Below are 23,399 nucleotides of genomic sequence, written 5' to 3' on the forward strand. Positions count from 1 at the left end.
TATGATGCTCACAACTTATTGTTTCTGAGAAACAATAAGTTTCCTTGCAACAATAGTAGTTTAAATTCTGTTCTTTTGTCAATATTGTTTCCTAGGAAACTTTAATTGTAGACCTGTCCTTGATATACTGAGATGAAGTTCATTAGTGTTGGAGGAAAAAGGATGATCAAGCCATCAGATAATCACAATAAAGAGCACTTAATCAATGAAGTGCTGGAAGCTGTGAAAGATATACAGATTAAATTCCAAGCGGAAGATGACGAAGAGAAGGAGTGGCTACTCCAGAATAGCCCTAATCCGGAAGTTCAGGAGTTAGTCGAAGAAATGACAGTTACCATGCTGCATGTGCTGGATGCCATTGGAACACTTGAGCCTGTAAATGGCATAACCATTTCGAAGCAATTCGGCTTTTCCAAAGGCACGGTTTCGAAAATCACCAAAAGGCTGGTACAGAAAAATATCATTCTGCCTGAATACCTGCCTGATAATAAAAAAGAAGTATTGTTTCGCATGACAGAACGGGGTCAAGACATCTATCGTTTACATCAAGCCATGCATCAACAAATTGATCTTGGCGCAAATCGTTTTTTGCAGCGATATACCGAAGAAGAATTGCAGTTCTTAGTGCATGCTCTCCGTGAAACCGCGCAGGCCTCATGGTTCCATTCGGAAAAAGATGGGCCATCCATCGTTTCTAGTGAGGGGATGCCCTATGCCGATGAAGCTTCAAGCGATAACGATAATGAGAATACGGAAGCAGTGACCATTAACGAGGAAATGAATGAAATTATAGGGATGCTTGATATGCTGAATTCCCGTGATTTGAAGAAGGCCAAGGCCGTTCTTGAGGATGTTTTTTTTACGAAATATGAGGATTAGCGTACGTAAGCTGCTGAGTATGCTCATATTCATCTCGGCATGTGACGTCGTTTTGGAAAAGAGATAAACGCTATAAAACCGGACAGGCCGTGGCCTATCCGGTTTATTTGCATTGAATGTAAATGCAGATCAGGTCATGTAATTCACGCTAATCATAACTTTTACAAGAAAAAATAACCAAAATTTTAATTTTGGGGTAATCCAAATCCCCTCTTGTTCCGAATATTATATTAGATGGTCTTTTTTGGATGATGGATATTTAAGGACAACAGGGGGCGGGAGTATGGTACATAATCCGGAAACCATTCAGGAATGTATCGAACATGCACGGCAAAGACTCTACCAGATTGCAAATCAATACCCGGAACTGTGGCATCCGGAGGTTATTCGCCAATCCATGGTGCTGGATGAGTTAATTAATGAGTATAACAACGCAACTCGCGGGAGAACAATCGCGAATCAACTGAAATCATAACCTTCTGAACAAAGAATTTCATGTAGGGATTCCTTGTGTTTGCCTTACTCTTTTACCGCCCCCAGCACAATCCCCTTCACGAAGAAACGCTGCAAGAACGGATAGACGAGCAGGATTGGCAGAGCGCCAATAAAGATCTGAGCCGCGTTAACCGTACGCTGAGACATGTTCTGAAGCTGCGTTGCATCCACGTTCATATTAGAGAAATCCTGCTGAACGATAATGGTCTGCATTAACGTGGCGAGTGGATATTTGGAAGCATCATTCATATAGATCAACCCGTCAAACCAGGAATTCCATTGACCTACCATGGTGAATAAGGAGATCGTGGCAATGGCGGGCATGGAAACAGGCAGATAGATTTTGAACAGGGTTGTGATATGGTTGGCTCCATCGATAAATGCGGCTTCTTCCAGCTCTTTTGGCACGTTGCGGAAAAAGTTCATCATGAGAATCAGGTTCCAGACAGCCACCGCTCCCGGCAAAATGAGAGCCCACATCGTATTCATCAATCCAAGCTTCTGGATCAAAATATAGGATGGAATCAATCCCCCGCTAAACAGCATCGTGAAGATGAAAAACCACGCATATAACGAACGTCCTTTAAAGTGCAGACTCTCCTTGGATAACGGATAAGCCGTTAGGAAAACAAGTGTCATACTGAGCAGTGTGCCAAGAACGGTACGTTGAACTGAAATCCAAAGCGCACTGAGAAAGTTACTGTTACCAAATGTTTTGGTATAGGCAGCCACCGTAAAATCAATCGGCCAAAGTGTCACCAGATTGGCGGATGCTGCCGCTTTACCACTGAAGGAAACCGCCAGAATATGGACCAGCGGCAGGATGCACAGGATCGAGACGGCCGCGATAAATATCAGGTTGAAGCCATTGAATATACGGTACCCGGTTGTTTTGTGATACACCTTGATTCCTCCTCAAAAAATACGGTAATTGGCGATTTTGTACGCCATCCGGTACGCAGAGATGACCAGGAACATCGCGACAAATGATTTGAATAGTCCAACGGCGGTTGCAAAGCTCATTTTGCCATTCAGAATCCCCATCCGGTAGACAAAGGTATCGATAATATCGCCTTTTTCATATACCAGCGGATTGTACAGGTTGAAGATCTGGTCAAAGCCTGCATTCAGGATATTGCCCAGCGATAACGTACCTACCACGATAATCATCGGCACGAGTGCAGGCAGGGTAATGTGTAATGTCTGTCTAAGTCGTGTTGCCCCATCTACCTCCGAAGCCTCATACAATGCCGGGTTAATACCCGCAAGTGCTGCTAGAAATACAATCGTTCCGAATCCAAACTCCTTCCACACATCACTGACAACTACCGTTACACGGAACCAGTCGCCATCCCCCAAAAAAAAGATCGGTTCAACGCCAGCCGCCGCTAACACCTGGTTTACCAGCCCACCTTCCGGTGATAACATGTCGAGTAATATACCACCAAGAACAACCCAGGACAGGAAATGGGGCAGATACACCAAGGTTTGTGAGAAACGTTTGAACGTGGAGTTCCGAACCTCATTCAGCAAAATGGCGAACACCACGGGGGCCACAAGTCCGGCCACAATTTTCATGGAAGCAATCAGTACCGTGTTCCAGATGACCTGAACGCTGTCGGGATATTCGAACATGAACCTGAAGTTGTCCCAGCCTACCCATTTGGAGCCAGTGAATCCTAGCCACGGTTTGAAATCTTGAAAAGCAATGATAATGCCGCCCATGGGCACATAGGCGAACAGTAATGTAAGCAGTACAGCAGGCAGCAGCATTAGATGCAGCGGCCACGTGCGTTTGAAATTCCAGCGGGTACGTTTGCGTGGATGGGGTGTCATTTTTCGCACCGGCGTATTGGTTGTTAACGGTTGTTCCATAGCCATCAGGGTCCCTCCTTTATCTCGTCCAGCTCCGGCATGATGAGGCGAGCAAGCCTCTGCACAGAGTGGAGCAACTGAATTATAGCAACGGCAAAGGGCGGACTATAGAACAACATTTCAATGCGGATGTTGAAATATTAACTTGTTGATGGAAACAGAGGTTTTCAAGTCACAGGAAAACGGGAGAACATAAAATCATATAGAAATGTAAGGGTTTTCAATATAAAATAGGACTTCGGTGTAGAACGACTTCAAATTCAGAGACAGGGTGAAACGATGAAATTCACAGTATTTGCGAAGACGGTCATTCTCTTAATCTGCCTGCTCGTACCCATTCTGCTGCTTTATACATACGCCAATCAGGCAAATGTGGATATGGTCGTTGAAGAGAAGCAGCAATCGAGTCTGAACCAGTTCAATTATTTCAGTTCCCAGGTAGATAAAAATATCGAGCAGCTCTCACTGTATGGTCTGACATTGCTGCGAGATCCGAGTATCCTGCACTACCGTTACATGACGGATTCAACCAGCCAATATGAGAAGAACAGCATCTATCTGGATATTCTCGACAAATTATCGTTGTACCAGTCCACCAGCCGCTGGAAGAACGATATTACCATTGTGCTGCCACAAGCAGAACTTGTGTTATCCACCATGTCCAGCCGGACGGTCTACGATGAGAAGATGTTGACGTTCCCGCAACCGGGCCAATGGCAGCTGGAGCAGGGGAGTTTTACCTACTTTTTCACGGATAACTACGAGTGGAATGAAAAACCGGTGAACACAGGCGTGCGAACGGTGATGGAGATTAATTTTGACCCGATGAACATGGTTGCCATGTTGGATGATTTCAAAGAGACACAGGGCGGAGATCCCTTCTTGCTGGTACCAGGTAACGATCCGTTGTTGAACCGTACGGCGGACCCCGAATTGGTCGAAGCGATCATGCGTGATATGCCTTTTAACTGCCCGGAGAGGGAAGGCAATCATCAATTGGAGGTGGGCGGTAAACAATATCTGGTCAGTTACGTGCACTCCAAACAACTGCAAGCAGTATACGTGAACCCTGTGGTATTGGATGATTTGTTAACCCCGATGGACAAGAGCCGAAATATGTTTATTACCTCCATTCTGTTACTGCTTGTGCTGAGTATCGGGGCTGCACTGCTTTTGTATCGAAAAGTTCAGGTGCCCATCCATCGTTTGATGAGAGGGTTGCAACAGATTCGCAAAGGCCAGCTGTCCACACGGATTCCGGTCGATCACTCTCGTGATGAATTCGCGTATCTCACCCAGAGCTTCAACCATATGGCAGAGCAGATTCAGGAACTGATCGAGAAGGTATACGAGGAACGTATTCGCTCGCGGGAAGCAACATTGAAACATCTGCAATCACAGATCAATCCGCATTTCCTGTACAATTGCCTGTTTTATATCAAAAATATGACCCAGCTCGGCAACCGTGAAGCCGTTATTGCCATGTCGCTAAGTCTGGGAGACTACTATCGCTACATTACGCGGGGCGAGAATGATATGACGACAGTAGAGGAAGAAATCCGGCTGCTGGACCATTATTTGTCCATTCAACAGATGCGGACCAACCGGCTGACCTACGAGATTGCCGTACCGCAGCAACTGATGTTGCTTCACATTCCGCGACTGCTCATTCAACCCATCGTAGAGAATGCGGTGATCCACGGCATTGAGCCGATGGAGGGTAGTGGGCATGTCGTCGTAACGGGGATGGCGGTACCCGAACATATTGAGGGACGAAAATATACAAGATATAGCCTGTTTGTAGACAATGACGGTGTCACGCTGACAGCGGAAGAGATTGCGGAATTGGAACGGGAGATCAATGAACCGATGGGTGAGGAGATTGGAACAGGCACGTGGAATGTGCACCAGCGTCTTGTTACGCGATATGGGCTGTCGTCGGGGCTTCATTTTGGAGCGATTCCCTATGGTGGGCTTAGTGTAGAAATTCGATGGTTTGAGGAGGAACAACCGCATGATGAATCTGATGGTCGTGGATGATGAACATTCAGCAGTAGAGTCGATCGCTGTCTCGATACCGTGGAGAGAACACGGGATTGGTCAGGTATTCAAAGCCTATTCTGTCAAAGAAGCCTTGGAACATATGGCATCACATCAGGTCCATATTATTATCACGGATATCCGAATGCCGGGTATGTCCGGTCTGGATCTGGTCAGTCTTATCCGCCAAAAGTGGGAACAGACCAAATGTATTATTTTATCGGGGCATGCTTCCTTCGATTATGCGAAGCAGGCGCTCAAACACGGGACAGTCAGTTATCTGCTCAAGCCGGTCCGGGATGAAGAACTGATCGAATCCGTACAGCAGGCCGCAGTACAGATTCGCCTGGAGGGTGAGAAACAATTGCTGCATCAGCGGGCCATGTATTCGGTGAGGGAACATCTGCCCGAGAAGCGGGCGGAGCTGATGAAGGATGTACTTTTAGGGCATAAATTTGCGGATGCTGAACTCGAAGGCAAGCTAGAGCAATTTGAGATCGGTTTCCGTCCACAGGATAAAATGCAACTGTTGCTCATCCGGTATGATGACCATCAACCCACACATAAAGCGTTTCGATTGATGAAGTACGCCATCTCAAATGTGGTGGAAGAGATCTACGGCAGTACCTATCACCTCTGTCATACGGATGACGCCTACGATGATCTGGTCTTCATGGCTAGTCCCAAACAAACCCAAGCCGAACCGGAAATGCTAATGGGCCGACTTGGAGAGCGGTTGATCCACAGTGTGAGGCAGTATCTGAACGCGACCATTTCCCTATCTGTTAGTCGTGTGGGGCGTTTCCCAGATCAGGTGCCGCAGCTATATCATCAGGCCGTGAGTGCACTTCGCAAGCAGGTCGAGGCGGGCAAAGGATTACATCTGAATGCGGCGGCAGGAACCAATGGGGCCACGTTGAAGTCTCTTGCAGCGCTGTATGAACCACCGGGTCTAACGACGTTACTGGAAGCCGGGCGCATGGAGGATGCACACCGTAAGATTGATCAGATCTTTGCCGAACTGTCGAACAGTGTGTTCCCGGAGCATGTGTATGTGGCTTTTCATTATTTGGCGGCGGCATTTTCCTATATGGCTCATCGGGAAGGAAGGCAGTTGGCCGAAGTGCTTGGTGAGCAGTATCAGCAGTTGCTCAAAGACGGCTATGGTATCTCGCTGCGTAGTCTGGAAACGTGGACTCGGTCTGTAATACAGCAGTGGGCAGAGAGTGTGAGCGATGCGGGACAGGATGCCGGATCAACGCTGATCCGGCAGGTGCAGCAATGGATCGACCAACATCTGGGCGAGGATCTATCGTTGCAGGTCATTGCCGGAGAGGTGCATCTGCACCCGGTATATCTGTCGAAAATGTACAAACAATCCACAGGTGAAGGCATTAGTGATTATATTATCCGTTCCAGAATGGAACGTGCGGTCCATTTGCTCAAGCATACGGCGATGAAGATCTATGAAGTTGGTCAGGAAGTGGGGTACAACAACACCCCTTATTTCATTCAGGTGTTCCGTAAACATTATGGACTGACCCCGCAAGATTTTCGGAACGGTTAACAAATCAATATGAACATTGAAATTGTGATATATGTTTGCCTCCCCGGCTGCACTATCCTTTTCATGTAAGGTGCATAATGCCACATGCAGAGGTGCGTTTGGCACATAAGGGTATCCAAGTTACCTGAGGAGGGGTTAGTTTATGTATAGAAAAATGATGACGGCATTGCTCGCAATCACGATGGTTGCCGTAACGGCATGTAGTTCGGGGGCCAAGGAAGAACCAACGAAGGAAGCCGCTACACCACTTGCTCTGCAAGACGGGAAGTATGAACCGGCGGTACAGATGAGTTATTTGCGGGCCTGGAATGATGATACGAAGTTCAAGAACGGGGAGACGGCACAAAACAATGTGCATACCAAATGGGCCAAGGAACGACTTGGCATCGATTTGACCACACCGTGGGCCGTATCGGTGACCAATGATGCATTTTACACGAAATTGCGCTTGTCCCTGTCGGCTAACGAGGAACTGCCGGATATCGTCTCCATTCGGGGAGACTACAATCTGGTAAGGGAATTAATCGAGTCCGGCAAATTTGCCAATGCTGGCGAGTTATTTGACCAATATGCTTCGGACACATGGAAACAGGCATCTGAATCGGCACCGGAGGAATGGTATCCATACATGTATGAGGGCGAGCGTTATGGCATTCCAATCTTTGATTATGCCTACAATGGTGATTCGGTCATGTTCATTCGGGAAGACTGGTTGAAGAAGCTGGGACTGGAAGAACCAAAAACCATGGATGAGCTGGTTACGGTCATGGATGCTTTTACGAATCAGGACCCGGATGGGAACGGCAAGAAAGATACGTATGGTTTGACTGTCGGCATGAAGAATGCGCTCAATACCTGGATGACGGAATCCGGCTGGATTTTCGGCATGTACAACACGATGCCTGGACAGTGGAATGATGCCGGAGACGGAACACTGCAATATGGCTCCATTCAGCCAGGTGTGAAGGAAGGCCTTGCGACGATGAAAGATTGGCTGTCCAAAGGTTACCTGCCCAAAGAAGCGGGCGTATATGACGAGATCAAGGCAGCAGAACTGTTCACCGCAGGTAAAGCAGGCATTATCGTTGGGCCACACTGGATGCCAAACTGGCCGATTGATGATGTGAAGAAAAATGTGGACGGTGCCACGTACAAGGCCATTGCATTACCTACTGGGCCAACAGGCGAGAGCCACCAACATGGATCTGGTGCAAGTAACGGGGTGGTACTGATTAACAAAGACATGGCGAACCCGGAGATTTTCTTCACGTATCAAAATTATCTGTTCGACAACTTTGCCAATCCAGAAGTGGGCAGCGAGTTCGAACATGGATTTGCGCAAGGATATGACTATGACATCGTGGACGGCAAAGTCGTTGGTGAAGCTGAAGTGAAGGACGGTGTATCACCACTCAAATATACGATTACGTATGATGGTGCACGGATCCCGAATCTGATGATGGATACGCTGGCGGAACTTGCGAAGGGCAAAGAGCCGGAGACCCCTTTTGAGAAAAATACGAAGATTGCCAACAAACCGGAAGTATTTACGGCCGCTGAAGTGGTCGTTGCGAATAAAGATAACGCGATTAAGAACAAATTCACGGGAGCACCAACCGAGACGATGAAAATGAAGAAGGACGCGATCGACAAGCTGGAGAAGGATACGTTCAGCAAGATCATCTATGGTCAGGTGGGCATTGAGGAATTTGATGCGTTTGTGACGAAGTGGAAGTCCATGGGCGGCGATGATATTACAGCCGAAGTGAACGAGTGGTATAAGACAGTAAATTAATTTACAAAGCAGGGGAGAACTGATGAGTTCATCAGTCTACCCTGCTTTTTTTGTCTCGAATAACATTTATGGAAAAATAGAGCCTTTGGAGTTATAACTATTAATCTATATCGTACAGATCGATTATGACTCGCAACGGACAAAGGTAACGTTTTTTCCTAGAATCACATTCTCAACCTTCCATCCGGCATTTAACCAGGATAGTGCCTGTGTATGATTATTGGAATTATTCACCCACCATTGTTCGCGATTATACGCTGTAGGGGGTAACTTAAATCCAAGAATCTCCTCAAGCTCTGCGTATGTAAGGGTGATTGAAACTTGATTCAAATAGTTTTCTAAGGGGAAGTATTTGCTGTAGCTCATTTAGTCGGACCTCCTAAAAAGGAATACAATGATTATACAACGTGGGGATGATGATAGCGAGAGCATACATAGATGTGAAAGCGATCCGTAGATCTCCTTGACTAGCAAACAACCGTGCGTAAGCCTTATTGTTCCGATTGTACGTGAGAGAGTAAAATAATAGGTAATATACGAACGTTAATACGTATTTATAACATAGATACCTCGGACTAATCCGGGATGAATAGAGGTTCAAGTGTGGTTGATGAACATCATAAGATGCATGGGAAGGCAGGAGATTAGATGAGTACACTTTATGATCAGGCGATGGAAGAGATGATGACGACGCTCCATGAATGGTTTGATGAACAGGAAAAGCGGGATGACTTGGAAAGTGTTGTGAAGCGAACTACGCTGCAAATGGGCATTTTCAATGATATTGTACTGGATTACAAACCTGGACGGACCACGGTAGACAGCCTGGATCTGGGTTTGGATGATGATGTGCAATCGAAGCAGGCAGAAGCTTTTACCGAGGAACAGGTACGGAACGAGATCGGGCCTAAGCTTGTAGAGGTTGTTCAGGGAAGATTGGACAAGCTGGCAGATACTCCGTTGATTGACTACCGCTTCACCTTGCGAGGGAAATTCCCAACAACCGAAGGTAAGCTGCAACTGACTTTATTGGAATGGATAAACGAAGAGAAAAGAAAGCTGCTCCTTGATCGTATTCATACCTATGTAGACAAGAATCTGGAGAACAGTACATATCCAACGAAGCCATTGGAATCCTTCTTTTTGACGAGTCATCTGCTCGATCCAAAGCTGTTCTCGGAGTTGGATGTAGCATGGACGATCAGGCAGTATGATCGGATTCAAGAGTTGAATCAGGGGCGTCCGGAGGCACTTGCGGAACATCGTGGTGAGATAACTCGTGCGGTGACGGCATGGGCAGAGAATCAGTTTTTGCCACAGTATTATGATGTACAGTCTTCGCCTTATCGTACCAATGAGTATTCACTAAAACCAGGAGCAATGCTGGAGTCGAACGTTGAGACACAGGCAGGCAAACATTCGGACGAGCATGAGAAGGCGCAAACAGCCGGGACTCAACCAATCGATCTGCTGTTATACGCGGCGGTCATGATTCTACGTTTTGAGCCGAGTTATAGCAAACCCAAAGGTCTGACTTTCTTGGAGCTCGCGAAGCAACTCGGTAGCAAACGTGCGGCACGTATGATGACAGAAGGTAGCGGGACGTATGCGAAGGACGATATTCATGTGAAAACGGAAGAAGTGGAATGCAAAGCGAATGATGTATTTGCTCTGATGACCATTCACATTCGTAAGGAAGAGGCTGGTGCCTATCAGCAGGCACTTACCTTTATTATTCATTTATTGAAGCAGGGCTTTCCGAAAAGTTATAAGATCAAGCTCAAATCTACCGTAAAGCAGTATTTGCCGATCAAAGGGCTCGCGAAGTCGGATACCCACCGATTCTTTGCCAATGCACTGGAGTACCCGGAGTTGCATCCACTTCTGGAAGAGTATGCACGTGAGGCTATCCAGGAGTTTGAGTTCTACGAAGATACCGAGGGGGAGAAAAGCTGTATGCCGGGCAGTTATGCAACCTTTGGATTGGGGCTCGTGGATGAGCGATATTTCCCGCTGGTTAAACATTACATGGGTGAAGTGGATGATGAGCATCATTTGATTCAGGATAAGTTCATTGCGGCATTTGTAGAACAACAGGGTGTAACGGCTCAATCCATACCTGCGTTAGTCGCCAGCTTGCGTCGTTCGACCGATAGTCTGAAGCTGAAGATTCAACCCGAACTGGAGAATGAGGAAATACTCGAACTGTTGGTTAGACAGATTCAAAAACTTGAGCATTATGAAGCGGAACGTGTACTCTATCCAATCTTTGGCAAGGTGGAGAAGCTCTCAACGCTTGCTCGCAAAGCGGAGGGAAGACGGAAGGAATTATTGCTGGAACTGTTGCAGGCTGCAGGGAAGTGAAAATGTAAACAACACAAGTAAGTTTGCTGTTCCAGCCAGTAAATTATTTTAGTGAAGAGAAAGTGTATAAGGAAAGGTGGGGGAAGTTGTGGAGGCATTGAGACGAGACATGTGGCAGGCGTTGAATGCTCAGGACAAAGAGGCTTGGATGCGTAAGCTTGTTCGTCAGTTACCAGACGGTATGGTATATGAGGGGCTCGAGACATTTGAACGATTCGGTCAGCGGATGGAGACGGCTGTATTTACGGAGGATGGGCTGAGATTTGTGTTTGTGCCTGGGGATCAAGTAACACTCGGCTGGGATCGTTGGCAGCATGGAATGAACGAAGAGACATCAGCCGACCTGCATGAAACAGTCAGTGAGTATGGTGTGGAGGACGTGGATTCGTTTCTGGCGAGTCAGATGTCACCTGTGAGAGAAGTGGTTATTGGGCCAATGCTCGTGGAATGTGAACTGATCTCGCTTGGCTGGATTGAAGTGTCTGAGGAGGAAGCACATGCGCAAGAAGATCCTGATTTCCCGTCAGCACTGGAGCAGTTTAAGCAGTCGGAAATACGTGAATATGAATTGCATCAACAATTTCGTCTGATTCGCCAAAGTGAGAATGAAGTCCGAATTCTGTGGTTCAACGAAGGAATAGAACTGGAAGACGTTGTGAGGGAGGAAGCTGCGGCGGGCTTTGGTTTGCTGACTGAAGACGAATGGGAGTATATCTATGGTGGAGGTTGTCGTACGTTATTTCCCTGGGGTGACAGCTTCGACTATACGATGAGATTGAAGCACTTTGGAAGTCTGGAAGGCGTGGATGAAATTGTGGATGGATCGGTAGAGATGGCCTCTTCATGGGGTGAAGAAAAGGATGATCGTCCTTATGATCTGGAATTGCCGAATTTTTTCGGAGTGCAATTTGCGGGTGATCCCTACAAGTATGAGCTTACGCTCGATTCGGCTGGAGACGTGATGCCCAAAGGCGGAGACGGTGGGAGCCTGATATGTGGTGGAACAGGGCCGTTGGTCGGGTTCTTGCCTGCTGCTTCGGTCTATTATCGAGACGTTAATGCCAGTGAACTCGAATGGGAGGATTTGATGGATGCGATGGTTTATCGCAGGGTTATTCGTTTGGCTGAACTAAAGGTTTGATGGGTTAACCGAAACAGCTATTAAGCGGTAGCATCCCATACGTAGAAATAGATTTAGTGAATTCTAAAGTGACAGCTGACAGATAAATGATACATTCGTCTCTGTCCTTTGGGATGTTCCATTAGGAGCAGAAGATGGAAGAAAAAGTAATGAATATTTAGATCAAAAGTTCTATACTTAACGAGTCTCAACCAAATTCATTACACAGAGAAGGAGTTAAGTATGTCCAGAGTATCCAAATGGCTCATCGTCAGTTTAGTTTCAATTTTTATACTTAGCATGTCGGAATTCACAGTCTCAGCGTCCACTTCAATAGTTCAAATCGCACAGAACGCAGAGCGATCCATTTCATCCAAAGATCGGGTGCAACATAACATTCGTTTTGCAATAAGAGGCACGGAGGTGGCCGTGACTACGCTTCGAACAAGTTTTGATACTGGTGAAATCAAAGAAAATGAGTACCATTTTACCGTTCCAGCTATCCTTCCTAGGATACATACCGGTCTGACGACAACTTCCCATCACTATGATCCTATTGTTAGTGACACACCAGCAGGATTAAAAGGATACATAACTTATTATGCCACGGATGATAAGCAACATTATTACGTTTTGTATGAATATGACTATAGCTCGAACACACTTCGCAAGGTCCATGAGGGCGAAAACCGTATCCACTTGGAACCACAAATCGGAATATATTATACGATCTATGAGAAAAACGTACCTAAATCCAACTACTATTCCATGGTCACAGGAAAAAAAGTATACACTCGCGGAAAGCTTTTGCTGGAAAGGGATTTTACAGATACCAAATATGTGGTATCACCGATTCCACAAACCCGTAATTTTGGGGTTTATTGCACAGATACTTTAGATTGTCACTACCTTGAATATGGCGGTATAAAGGGGAAGAAGGCCAAAGTAAGCGACTTGTGGATGAAGCCCGACCAGAAGACAGGCTTGTCTACTAAAGCTTTTCAGGTAAGTGCAGATGTTCATCTAAATGTTTCTCAAGGCAACACGAGGGATCGGAAATCAGACTGGACTGTGGTTGTAACCAAAAATGGCAAAAAAACTACACTGATTAAAGAGCGAGTGGGCTATGTGCAATCATTTATCTCACCCGAAAGAAAAACATTGGTTCTGGTCACAGAGAGCGGTCTGGATAGTAAAATGGAGTCGTCCAAGGTACAAGTTTATGATCTGAAGACCCTTAAACGGATTCGTTCCTATGATTCTCCTTATCGCGCTCGTACCGAAAGTATCCAGTGGATTACTGAGGATGAGTATATTATTGAACAGTACTTTTCCAATCCGGGCTCTTATCCGCCATCCTTATATGTTATTTCAGAAAATAAACATCTTAAATTGAATTATAGTACGTACAGTGATTGGAAAAAATATTGGAATTCTTTTCAGTTCTCTAATGTGTTTTTCCCGATGGAACCTGTAGCTATTAAGTCTGATCAGGGTGTATTGGAGTATAAAGGGCAGCCCACCTTCTATATGGAAGGGCAGCATTATGTTCCTTTAGAAGAATTCACTAAAGCATTTCATATTCAATATAATCTTGGCAAGGATCGGATCACCTTCACTCGTGGACAGCGTTCTTCCAGTGTGAATCAACCTTCAAAACAATTGTTGACGCTATACAATCAGACCTTTATTCCTTTGGGTCAGTGGAGTAAGGACTTGGGGCTTAAAGTATCGGAGACAAAAGCAAGTGGTTACAACAAACAATTAATCATGAGCGATGAAGAAAAGGGTACTGATCTAGCAATGGCACCTAGAACTCTTCCGTTTTATGCAAAGGCACTGCGAATAGATCGGGTTGGAGATGTGTACAAATTAGATCCAGTAAACACAAGACCGTTGGAATCAGCTGTGCCAGACCGAATTGATGGTGTAGTGCTGAATTTTGATCGAACATTGACCATTTCCTCCTCTAAAGATTCAATTACAGAGTTGCTGTTCACCAATCCAGACTACACTTCGGTGCTCGGGAAAGTATCTTTAAGGGACATACCTGAGAGGAAGTGGGGATTTAGCACAGCCAAGATTCCAGAAAACATGTTACAAGATGGCGTGCTTAATATGATTTTTCCCGTGAAAGAAGGAAAATCAACGCTGGTGTACTCCTTGAAGCTTCCAGAACCATTTGATAAAAATAAATTCTAAAGATTCAAAACAAACACACATCAAATCAGCCCAAGCTTATATAGTGGGACCGAAATGATGTGTGTTTATTTTTTTGTTTATTTCACTTTTTGTACGGAGACCGCCATTTGCTCCAGTTGAGTGTGAGTCAATTGGTTATTCGGTGAGCTGAGTGTTACATAACGATCATCCAGCTTGAATGTGAGCATATCCGTTTGATCTGGTGTATACCATTTGGCTGATACGCCATTAGGTAGTTTTACCGTTTTACCATCATAGCTGAACGAGTAATCTTTAGGGGATACCGTTACATTCATACGATTGAAAACAAAGTTTACACCATCACCGCCCGCACCTACGCTTTTGAACGTATCTCCGGCAACCATATGTTGTGGGGCATAGGCTGTTGTGAACCCGTCAAACTTCGCAAATGCTTTGCGAATGTTATCCAATTGTTGTTTGCTATAGTTCACATCTGCGAATGCAGTGATCCCTTGATCGTTGTTGCTATTTGCTTTCTGAACAGAGACAGCGACTTGTTGCAGCTGGGCTTGACTCAGCTTATGATCCGGCGTGCTAAGGGTAACGTAACGATCATCCAATTGGAACGTGAGCATGCCCGTTTGATCTGGTGTGTACCATTTGGCGATCACGCCATTGGACAGTTTCACGTCTTTGCTCGTATAGCCGTCCGAATAATCTCTTGGAGACACATCCACTTTCATATGATTGAAGACAAAGCTGACTCCGTCGCCACCCGCACCTACACTTTTGAACGTGTCACCTGCAATCATCTGCTGAGGTGCATAAGCTGTCTCGAAACCATCGAATTGTGCAAAAGCCTTTTGAATGGCCTCTTTTTGTGCTGCGCTATACGTTACATTCGTCATGGCTGATGGATTGCTTGTTGCTTGGCCAATAATGACCTGTCCTTTTTTGCCGTCATAGGATACAGGCACATGCAGTGCATCGGCAAGCGCTCGTACGGGCAGGTAAGTAGAGTTGTTATAAGTAATTGGCGCAAGTTTGTTGCCATTGCCATCCGTTGGTGAGTAAGCCGCGCCATCGACATTAAAGCTGATTCCATGGTTAAGGTATGCAGAGATTTTCTCCAACTGCGTTCCGGCGAATACGCCCGTTGCTCCTGTTAATGTCATGCCCAGCACCATCATCGTTGCTACGGATTTCTTCATGTTTTTTTTCATCATATATCTCTCCTTCAAGTTGGGGGTTGTTATGTTTTTATGGGCTCGCTGTCCCTTATGGCTTTATATTAAACCCCGAACATATCGAGAATAATTCTGAATTATCTCCAACTTGTAAACATGTGCATGTAGACAGGAGACTAGCATCTGTCTGTTGAATAGATCGCTTAGGATCAGGAAACGAGGTGAAGGCATGACAATTATTCATTACGTGGCAGTTCATTATGATATTGGGAATATTGTAGGATTTAATGCTATAGAACACGGTAATAGTTCTAAAGCGATGCTGATCGAGTCGACACAAGGTAAGTTCGTTTTACGTAAACTGAGGAACGAACAACAGGCGTGGATTGAGTATGAAATGGTTCAGGCATTGGCATCGGTAAACATTTCACCATCCATGGTACAGACAAAATACAAGATTCCGTATATTACATATAATAATGAGATTTATAATTTGCAGATCTACATAGAGGATTTGCTTCCGCGTTCCCAAAGTAACATTGACTTTGTTCGGTTAGGTCAGGTGATCGGCCTTTTTCATCGTATGACGAATCATATTAAGGTTGCTGGTATGGAAGATCGTTTCGAGTTATCTCAATTATGGCGTGAGGTTTCCAATGTAGTGTTAGCCTCGTCATCTGAACAAATTCGTACGTTAGCCCAGCTTACAGAGGAGTGTCTGGAATATCGCAAGACGAACCATTCAGTCATTCATGGGGATCTGGGCATGTGGAATTTGTTGTTTACAAAAGAGTCCATCTACATTATTGATTTCGGTGAAGTAAGAATGGACGATCATCATTTCGATCTGGCAGCTGTACTGATTTCTACAATTCCCTCGTCAACACATAGGCAAGAACTTGGAAAGATTATGGCTGACTTTGAAGATGGTTATGTGCAGGAGAATGCTGATTTTAACAGGAAGCAGCTTTACGAACGGTTACAAGTATGGATGTTACGCGGATTTTTGGCAGTAATCAGGGAGAGGGGAGGTGGCCCCTCAACCATTGGATATGTAGAACGAAACCTGAAGTTGCTTGGCATGGTTGAGAGTATTCTTTGCTGAATCGAAACATTTTAGTTAAAAAGATAAAGGATTAGTCCGCCAAAACCAAGTACAATCGCACCAACGTATACATAGGAAAGTTTGCTGAGGTTTTGCTTTGTGCGGCGATCATAGTCGGGATTACTGGTCTGATTGGCTTTGGAGTTTCCGATGATCATGGTAGCAATGCCTCCAAATAAGGCGATACCCACAATTAAAACATAAGGCAACCAGGTCATGAATGGACCCCCTTCACGAGTGATATGATTCTCTTCATTGTACTTCAGGATAACCTTTGATGTAAGCTTTAACTGAGAAATAAAGGGAAATGAAGTGCCTATCTTACAGAAGGTATGTAGTCTCGGATCGGAAAGATCACTACAATTTTATATTTTTTTAATTCTAAAAAACCTTGATACAACAGGCATTCGCAGCTTTCTTTACTGAAGGATGCGAATTTTTTTTGCCCACAGAGTGATCCAGAATAGAGAACCCTGCGTTACACCCTATGAAGACGACGACGAGGAAAGAAATTATACACAAAACATAATCGAGGAGTGAATACGTAATGAAAATGAAAATGAAGAAGTTTATCGCACCTGTACTTAGCTTGACACTATTGATGCCGGGGATCGCTGGAGCAGCTTCCGCACCACAGACACCGATGACCATGATGAAAGCATCCGTGAACACACCTGCGGCTGACCTGAGAGCGAACCTGGACCACCTGTTGTCCGAGCACTTTGCACTCGCAGTAACCGCAATGGCTAAAGCATATGATGGAGCAAAAGACGCAGACGCAGCTTACAAAGCACTCGACCAAAATGCACTGGATATGCAACCGGCAATCGCTTCCCTATATGGTGATGCAGGTGCCAAAGAATTCGAACGCATCTTCCGCGCTCATAACAAATACACAGATGATCTTGTAAAAGCAACCAAAATGGGTAACCAGGCTGGCATCAAACAAGCACAGGATAACATCAACGGATTCGTGGAAGAGTTCTCCACATTCCTGAGCACAGCAACCGAAGGCAAATTGCCAAAAGCAGCAGCCAAACAGGCGCTGAAAGTACATGAAGATCTCGTGCAAAAAGTATTCGATGAGTATGTAGCTGGAGATTATGCTGATGCATACAAGGCTTACCGTGAAGGGTTCAAAGAAATGTTCGACGTAAGTAAAGCACTCTCCACGGCCATTACTACACAAATGCCTGAGAAATTCGAAAATACCAAAGCGGATACAAAAGCAGCTGATCTGAGATCTGCACTCAACCACCTGGCTTCCGAGCACTTTGCGCTCTCGGCTCTGCAAATGCAAGAGGAATTCGATGGACGCACAGCAGCTTCCAACGCATTGGTTACAGCTGAAGCTGGAAACACAGCTGACTTCAAAGCAGCAATTGCTTCCGTTTACGGTAACGACGGTGCCAATGCTTTCGAGAAAATTTGGGTAACGAACCACGTTAACGCACAAAGCGACTATGTAAAAGCTGTTAAAAACAACGATGCTACCGCTCGTGCAGCAGTAGAGAAACGTATTGATGGGTTTACAACAGAGTTCGCTACATTCCTGGATTCTGCAACAGCTGGCAATCTGCCAAAAGCAGCAGGACAACAAGCTCTGACAACGCATGAAAATCAAGTACAAAACGTATTGGATCAATATGCAGCAGGTAACTATGATGCTTCTTACACAACGAATCGCGAAGGCTTCAAAGTGATGTTCGGTGTAGGTCAAGCTCTGGGTAACGCCATCGTGACTCAATTCAATGACAAATTCCAAGAGCCAACAACACCTGCACCAGCGCCAGTAATGACAACGGTGTGGATGCAATTGAACAGCAAAATGCTGAAAATTAACGACAAAACAACCAACATGGACACAACACCAGTACTTTGGAAAAACACAACATACATTCCACTGCGTTTCCTGAGTGAAGGTATTGGTGCAACAGTGAAATGGGACAAAAAAGCACAACAAGTAACGGTAATGGCTGGCGATGATACCCTTGAATTCTGGGTGAACAACAACGTTATGGAAGTGAACGGCGTGAAGAAAAACGTGGGTGCAACTGTATTTGTAAACAAAGATGGACGTACGCAAGTACCCCTGCGTTTCATTGCTGAACTTCTGAACTGGGACGTGAAATGGGCACAAAAAGATGGTTCCATTACGCTGACTAAATCGATGTAATACAAAGATCTTCATATGAATTAAGCAAAAGAGCTGCCCCATACGGCAGCTTTTTTGCATTCACCCAAAAGTTCCAAATATTTGGTATAATCAACGAGTAATGACCTACATAACAGCTTGAATAGCCGATGGAGTCTAGAATGAGGTATGATAATTTGGCATAAGCAAAATGAAGAGGGGGACAGAGGAATGAGTACATCATCAAAATCGGAGCGTCCAGCGAAAAGTGTGGATACCCGGTTATTTGTTGCCTGGGCCGTTTCCGTTATTGCAACAGGGGGCAGTCTCTATTTCAGTGAGATCAAGGGCTTTCTTCCATGTGATCTGTGCTGGTACCAGCGCATATTCATGTATCCACTAACGATTTTGCTGGGCATTGCCTACTTTAAGGATGACGTGGGCATCACGAAATACGTACTCCCACTTAGTTTTATCGGTGGCGGCATTTCGTTATATCATGTAACGATTCAGCGTATTTTTTCGGCTACAGGCAATGCCGTGGCATGCGGTAAGGTTCCATGTTATACCGACTATTTGAACTGGTTTGGTTTTATCACCATCCCATTACTGGCACTGATTGCATTTATTATCATCATCGTGATGCTGTGGGGTATCGGCAAAACACCAAAATCTTCTTAATAAGAAAGGATAGATGGTGATGAGCGGACAAGCTCGTTGGTTCATGCCCTTTCTGGTGCTAATCCTTTTGGTCGCTGGCTGCTCCTATGAGGAACAGTCTGCTTCCGGTGAGATGCCGGAGATGATCCGGGTGAAACTCATGATGCCGGATAAGGCGAAAGTGAATGAAGAGGTCGCCTTGCAGATCAAGCTGACACAGGGAGAGCAACCTGTAAATGATGCGGATCATGTACAGTTTCAGGTATGGAATGAACAGGATGAACCCGAAGCACCTTCATTTGATCAAGGAATGATGAGTGCCGAAGAGCTTGAATCTCGGGGAGCGACGAAGGCTGTATCTATAGGCGATGGTATATATGAAGTAAAACATGCGTTTCAGGAACCCGGAGTGTATGTCGTTCAGGCCCATGTAACCTCAGGAGCGATGCATACCATGCCTCGAACAAAGGTAACCGTAGAATAGTCATTTGTAGTCACCCGATGAATATACCGTACAACTCCATTCGTGTTGCATATAGGGTATATTCACCTGGTGTTTTAATGTACTTATATTGGCCTCATTTATCGAGTTTTCGTTCATATATTCAACCTTGACCTTGAAGTATACTTCAAGGTTTATTCTTTTTTTATCAAGAATATTGGAGGCTGAATAATGAGAATTTTAGAATGGGTTTTAGTATTGGTAACCGTAGCTGCTACGTTACTCATGCTGGTGTTTCCGAAGCGCAGGGCAATGACAGTGGGTATACTTTCAGTTCTGGTCCTGGCAGTATTTCTGCATGGCTTAATCAATTCATTTCGCGTGCAGATGATACTAACGTATCTTGTTGGATTTGTATTATTCATAATGTTAATTATTCAACTCATGAAATCATACCGCAGTGGCCGTTATGTTCAGAGCGCGCAGAAATCCAACCGTCGTTCATGGATTAAGATGACGCTGGCATCGATTCTGGTTCTGGCTTTCAGTGCGGGTTCAATCATACTGACTTGGCTGTTACCTGTCTTTACGATGCCTGAACCTACCGGCACATCTGCGATTGGCACGTTCTCTCAACACCTGGTGGACGAATCTCGTGAAGAGACCAAAACACCCGAGGCTGGAGACAAGCGTGAACTTATGATTAATGTGTGGTACCCAGTAGATCAAAAGGCCGCTCAAGGGCTGCCACTGGAGCATTACTCGAGTGAACTGGGAGAAGCGATTAGTCTGGTGTTTGGCATTCCGTCTCAGGTGTTCAGTTATCTGGATACCATTCCAACACATGTGGTGCAAGGAGCTGAGATGTCCACCGTCCAGAGCAAGTATCCGGTACTGCTATTCTCACCGGGTATCCGCTCAGCCCGTTTTCAGAGTATGACAATGATTGAGGAGCTGGTAAGTCACGGTTATATTGTGGTGGGTATAGATCACCCGTATACGTCAGCACGAGTGACTTTCCCTGACGGACGTGCAGTCTCCTATGAGGCCGACCCTGATTTTGCAACGTCAGAGGAATTGTATCAATATAATGTAGAAGGCATAGGTATCCGTGCAGCTGATGCAAGATTTGTGCTTGATAAGCTTACCCAGTGGAATTCACATGACCCGAATCAATTGATCGAAGGCAAGCTTGATTTGGATCATGTAAGCATCATGGGTCACTCCTATGGTGGGGCAACGACAGCGGAAGCACTGGCGCAGGATGAGCGATTCCAAGCAGGACTTAGTCTGGAAGGCGGATTCTGGGGAAAAGTATCCACGACAGCCCTGAAACAGCCGTTTATGTATATCATGTCGGGTGGAACGGCCAAAAGCTTCGATCCGAATGCTTCGTCCAAAGATAAAGTGTTTTACCCCGAGTTTGAGCCGGATCTGGATCGAGTGATGACGAGCAGTCTGAATGATACCTATTATCTGACGGTGGAGAATTTCTTCCATCAGAGCTTTACGGATATTTCGTTAATTTCACCAAAAATGTTTGCCAGAGGCATGACGCCAGAACATAATGTGAATATAACAAGATCTTATACGTTGGCATTCTTTGACCGTTATCTCAAAGGGGAAGAGCAGCCGTTGCTGCAAGGGTCTTCGGCGAAATTCCCCGAGGCCACCTATGATGCCCAATATACCAAGATACGCAACGAACAAGCACAATGAATCCACAGAAAGGTGGAGGGGTAGGCATGGAAACCATGACAAGAGGAACGTTGGCCAAACGTACTGGTGTGAGTATGGCAACCCTCCGTTATTATGAGGATAGCGGGATTTTGCCTGCTCCCCGTCGTTCCTCCAACGGATATCGGGTGTATACCGAGGATTATTTGGTCAAAATTAAGTTCATTAAGGATGCCCAGCTGTTGGGTTACTCCTTAAAGGAAATACAAGAGACCCTGCAACTTCTCAGCCAGGAAGATATGGAGAGTGATACGCTGAAAACCCTCGTCTCTGACCGAATCGCTGATATTCAGAAGCATATCGATCACCTGGAACAAATGCAGATTCATCTGGCCAGATTGCTCAAGACGCCAGAAGATGATATCCACAACTATATTGAGTCGTTCAGGGTGATAAAAAAAGAGCCGTAATCACGGCTCTTTTTCTGTTTAGGAGAAAACAAGCATTAACTAACGAGCAGGGAATTGGAAGTTTTAAACGAATACATAGTGAAGTTTTCCAAAATATAGTGGTTAACGAAATTTCAACATTCCAATAATGAAACTGTGTACATGAAGGCGCGGGGGCGATCAAGTCATCTCTTCACGATATGTGTTTATTTGTACAGGCCAATCTGAATGAAGATCATCCGCCAGCCTCTGCAATACAACAAAGTCACATTCCTGTAATGATTGGAGATTCGACCCATCATTACGCTTGGTTTAGTGATCATATCTCAGATCAGAATATACTCTGGCATGACGGTAGCACATTTGGTTTCTCCAGTTATTTGGCTATAAATAAGCAACAGGGGATAGGCGTCGTGTTATTGTCCAATTATTGTTTTGGATCAGCCTCTATTGTGGATGAGTATCTGGATGCGATATTCAAGTTTATAACTAAAAAAGACCTTTATCTCCTCATGCCGCTAGACCCTGTGGGTAATAAAATACTGGAAGCCATGATGCAGAGATAAACGCAGAAGTGTTATTAGAGTAATGGAAATGAGGAACAAAATTTAACACCTCGAACAGAGAGCCCTGAGGATGTACTTCGGGTGCTCTCTGTTCGAGGTTTCTTTTAGTTCTATCTTCATGATCTCAATCATGACATACCCGCTTCACGCAGAAAATGATGCACAATCTCCGTCTGATACTTGATACGGGTCGCGCGTTTCAGACTCCAACAGGTCTCCACCGTAACAGAACGAGCTTGCAATAGCCTTGAAGCCGCTGTACGGGCAGATCCCGGTAATTCATGCTGCTTGAGGTTAAAATGACGATCACGAATCGAAATCGACCGATTCATACGTTCGATAATTCTTCGGCAAGCCGGAATTGTCCGACTGCCGGGATTGGTAATCAGCGTCTGTCCGAGCACTCGCGAACTAAGCTGCGATAGGCCGTTGGCTTCATGCAGATCGAGAAACCAATCGGCCCGATGTTCACGGGCCAGCTGAAAAACCGCCGCAGCCAATGGATGCTTGGACTTGCCCGACATACGGCGTGGAAACGTACGATTCAGATCTGGCTTGCCTCTGATTTTCTTTGCGTAGGCTTTTTGGTTCACGCGTGGCACGATAATCAGCAGCCCTCGCTGAATGACACGACGACCCGTCGCACAATCATCTGCGAGCTTTTGTGCAGCGGCCATACTCGCCGTTTCATTCCCGTGAACCCCGGATGTAATGAACATCACCGGTCCCGGCATCATGCCACGTACGATGTAATAGGGAGTAGCGTGTGCGCTGGATGCTGCCAGTACATGTTTGGTCACAAGCATGACGCTTCACCTCCGCTATTACAGTACGTCATGTCCCTCTTTCATGTAACGGCAGAAGAACAGGTCTTGATCCAA

Annotated in this window: 21 protein-coding genes and 1 pseudogene; 16 read left to right on the forward strand and 6 right to left on the reverse strand. The window is 45.5% G+C overall.

Annotation, left to right across the window (positions count from 1 at the left end):
• Positions 1-162 precede the first annotated feature (162 nt).
• Both HF638_RS17790 and HF638_RS17795 read left to right on the forward strand, forming a co-directional pair.
• Positions 163-879: a MarR family transcriptional regulator gene (locus HF638_RS17790; protein ID WP_169481409.1), complete on the forward strand. Its 717-nt coding sequence runs from the start codon at positions 163-165 to the stop codon at positions 877-879.
• A gap of 283 nt (positions 880-1,162) precedes the next feature.
• Positions 1,163-1,354, forward strand: a complete 192-nt coding sequence (locus HF638_RS17795; protein WP_169481410.1) for an aspartyl-phosphate phosphatase Spo0E family protein — start codon at positions 1,163-1,165, stop codon at positions 1,352-1,354.
• Between the two features lie 44 nt (positions 1,355-1,398).
• Here HF638_RS17795 and HF638_RS17800 read toward each other — a convergent pair whose 3' ends face one another.
• Complete coding sequence (locus HF638_RS17800; RefSeq protein ID WP_169481411.1) at positions 1,399-2,277, reverse strand: ABC transporter permease subunit; 879 nt, start codon at positions 2,275-2,277, stop codon at positions 1,399-1,401.
• Between the two features lie 12 nt (positions 2,278-2,289).
• Positions 2,290-3,210: an ABC transporter permease gene (locus HF638_RS17805; RefSeq protein ID WP_036668173.1), complete on the reverse strand. Its 921-nt coding sequence runs from the start codon at positions 3,208-3,210 to the stop codon at positions 2,290-2,292.
• Between the two features lie 318 nt (positions 3,211-3,528).
• Between HF638_RS17805 and HF638_RS17810 the strand changes: the two genes are divergently transcribed.
• The 4 genes and pseudogenes from HF638_RS17810 (at position 3,529) to HF638_RS17820 (ending at position 8,651) form a co-directional block, all read left to right on the forward strand.
• Positions 3,529-5,289, forward strand: coding sequence for a sensor histidine kinase (locus tag HF638_RS17810; protein ID WP_169481412.1), 1,761 nt, complete (start codon positions 3,529-3,531; stop codon positions 5,287-5,289).
• Positions 5,276-5,551: pseudogene (locus HF638_RS29045) on the forward strand (response regulator); the annotation flags it as partial. The gene HF638_RS17810 and the pseudogene HF638_RS29045, both read left to right, overlap by 14 nt.
• Before the next feature lie 828 nt (positions 5,552-6,379).
• Positions 6,380-6,856, forward strand: coding sequence for a helix-turn-helix transcriptional regulator (locus tag HF638_RS29050; RefSeq protein WP_481856164.1), 477 nt, complete (start codon positions 6,380-6,382; stop codon positions 6,854-6,856).
• A gap of 142 nt (positions 6,857-6,998) precedes the next feature.
• Positions 6,999-8,651 (forward strand): extracellular solute-binding protein, encoded by a 1,653-nt coding sequence (locus tag HF638_RS17820; protein ID WP_169481414.1) that lies wholly within the window; start codon positions 6,999-7,001, stop codon positions 8,649-8,651.
• 123 nt (positions 8,652-8,774) lie between these two features.
• On the opposite strand, the gene HF638_RS17825 is transcribed toward HF638_RS17820, so the two are convergent.
• Positions 8,775-9,017 (reverse strand): DUF7662 domain-containing protein, encoded by a 243-nt coding sequence (locus tag HF638_RS17825; RefSeq protein WP_169481415.1) that lies wholly within the window; start codon positions 9,015-9,017, stop codon positions 8,775-8,777.
• A 282-nt stretch (positions 9,018-9,299) separates the two neighbouring features.
• On the opposite strand from HF638_RS17825, the gene HF638_RS17830 reads away from it, so the two are divergent.
• From HF638_RS17830 to HF638_RS17840, 3 genes are all read left to right on the forward strand, one after another.
• Complete coding sequence (locus HF638_RS17830) at positions 9,300-11,015, forward strand: DUF6138 family protein (RefSeq protein WP_169481416.1); 1,716 nt, start codon at positions 9,300-9,302, stop codon at positions 11,013-11,015.
• Positions 11,016-11,103: 88 nt separating this feature from the next.
• A complete protein-coding gene (locus tag HF638_RS17835) occupies positions 11,104-12,156 on the forward strand; it encodes a hypothetical protein (protein WP_169481417.1) in 1,053 nt (350 codons plus the stop codon).
• Between the two features lie 222 nt (positions 12,157-12,378).
• Positions 12,379-14,337 carry a hypothetical protein gene (locus tag HF638_RS17840; RefSeq protein ID WP_169481418.1) on the forward strand — a complete coding sequence of 653 codons (1,959 nt, stop codon included), beginning with the start codon at positions 12,379-12,381 and terminating at the stop codon, positions 14,335-14,337.
• A 77-nt stretch (positions 14,338-14,414) separates the two neighbouring features.
• Here HF638_RS17840 and HF638_RS17845 read toward each other — a convergent pair whose 3' ends face one another.
• A complete protein-coding gene (locus tag HF638_RS17845) occupies positions 14,415-15,524 on the reverse strand; it encodes a stalk domain-containing protein (protein ID WP_248278193.1) in 1,110 nt (369 codons plus the stop codon).
• A 190-nt stretch (positions 15,525-15,714) separates the two neighbouring features.
• Here HF638_RS17845 and HF638_RS17850 point away from each other — a divergent pair, with 190 nt between their 5' ends.
• Positions 15,715-16,590 carry a phosphotransferase gene (locus tag HF638_RS17850; RefSeq protein WP_169481419.1) on the forward strand — a complete coding sequence of 292 codons (876 nt, stop codon included), beginning with the start codon at positions 15,715-15,717 and terminating at the stop codon, positions 16,588-16,590.
• A gap of 11 nt (positions 16,591-16,601) precedes the next feature.
• Here the strand turns inward: HF638_RS17850 and HF638_RS17855 are convergent, their stop codons facing one another.
• Positions 16,602-16,808, reverse strand: coding sequence for a hypothetical protein (locus HF638_RS17855; protein WP_169481420.1), 207 nt, complete (start codon positions 16,806-16,808; stop codon positions 16,602-16,604).
• A gap of 335 nt (positions 16,809-17,143) precedes the next feature.
• Here HF638_RS17855 and HF638_RS17860 point away from each other — a divergent pair, with 335 nt between their 5' ends.
• From HF638_RS17860 to HF638_RS29055, 6 genes are all read left to right on the forward strand, one after another.
• Positions 17,144-18,766, forward strand: a complete 1,623-nt coding sequence (locus tag HF638_RS17860; protein WP_169481503.1) for a copper amine oxidase N-terminal domain-containing protein — start codon at positions 17,144-17,146, stop codon at positions 18,764-18,766.
• Between the two features lie 189 nt (positions 18,767-18,955).
• The gene (locus tag HF638_RS17865; protein WP_169481421.1) at positions 18,956-19,405 is read left to right on the forward strand and encodes a disulfide oxidoreductase; all 450 of its coding nucleotides are present in this window, start codon (positions 18,956-18,958) and stop codon (positions 19,403-19,405) included.
• A gap of 19 nt (positions 19,406-19,424) precedes the next feature.
• Complete coding sequence (locus tag HF638_RS17870) at positions 19,425-19,868, forward strand: FixH family protein (RefSeq protein WP_169481422.1); 444 nt, start codon at positions 19,425-19,427, stop codon at positions 19,866-19,868.
• Between the two features lie 189 nt (positions 19,869-20,057).
• Positions 20,058-21,545, forward strand: a complete 1,488-nt coding sequence (locus HF638_RS17875; protein ID WP_169481423.1) for an alpha/beta hydrolase family protein — start codon at positions 20,058-20,060, stop codon at positions 21,543-21,545.
• 26 nt (positions 21,546-21,571) lie between these two features.
• On the forward strand, positions 21,572-21,973 hold the full coding sequence (locus HF638_RS17880; protein WP_169481424.1) for a MerR family transcriptional regulator: 402 nt from the start codon (positions 21,572-21,574) through the stop codon (positions 21,971-21,973).
• A gap of 158 nt (positions 21,974-22,131) precedes the next feature.
• Complete coding sequence (locus HF638_RS29055; protein WP_481856165.1) at positions 22,132-22,518, forward strand: serine hydrolase; 387 nt, start codon at positions 22,132-22,134, stop codon at positions 22,516-22,518.
• 128 nt (positions 22,519-22,646) lie between these two features.
• Here the strand turns inward: HF638_RS29055 and HF638_RS17890 are convergent, their stop codons facing one another.
• Positions 22,647-23,324 carry a succinylglutamate desuccinylase/aspartoacylase family protein gene (locus HF638_RS17890; protein ID WP_169481426.1) on the reverse strand — a complete coding sequence of 226 codons (678 nt, stop codon included), beginning with the start codon at positions 23,322-23,324 and terminating at the stop codon, positions 22,647-22,649.
• Positions 23,325-23,399: the final 75 nt, after the last annotated feature.

It is taken from the genome of Paenibacillus sp. SZ31, from assembly GCF_012912005.1.
Classification (GTDB): Bacteria; Bacillota; Bacilli; order Paenibacillales; family Paenibacillaceae; genus Paenibacillus.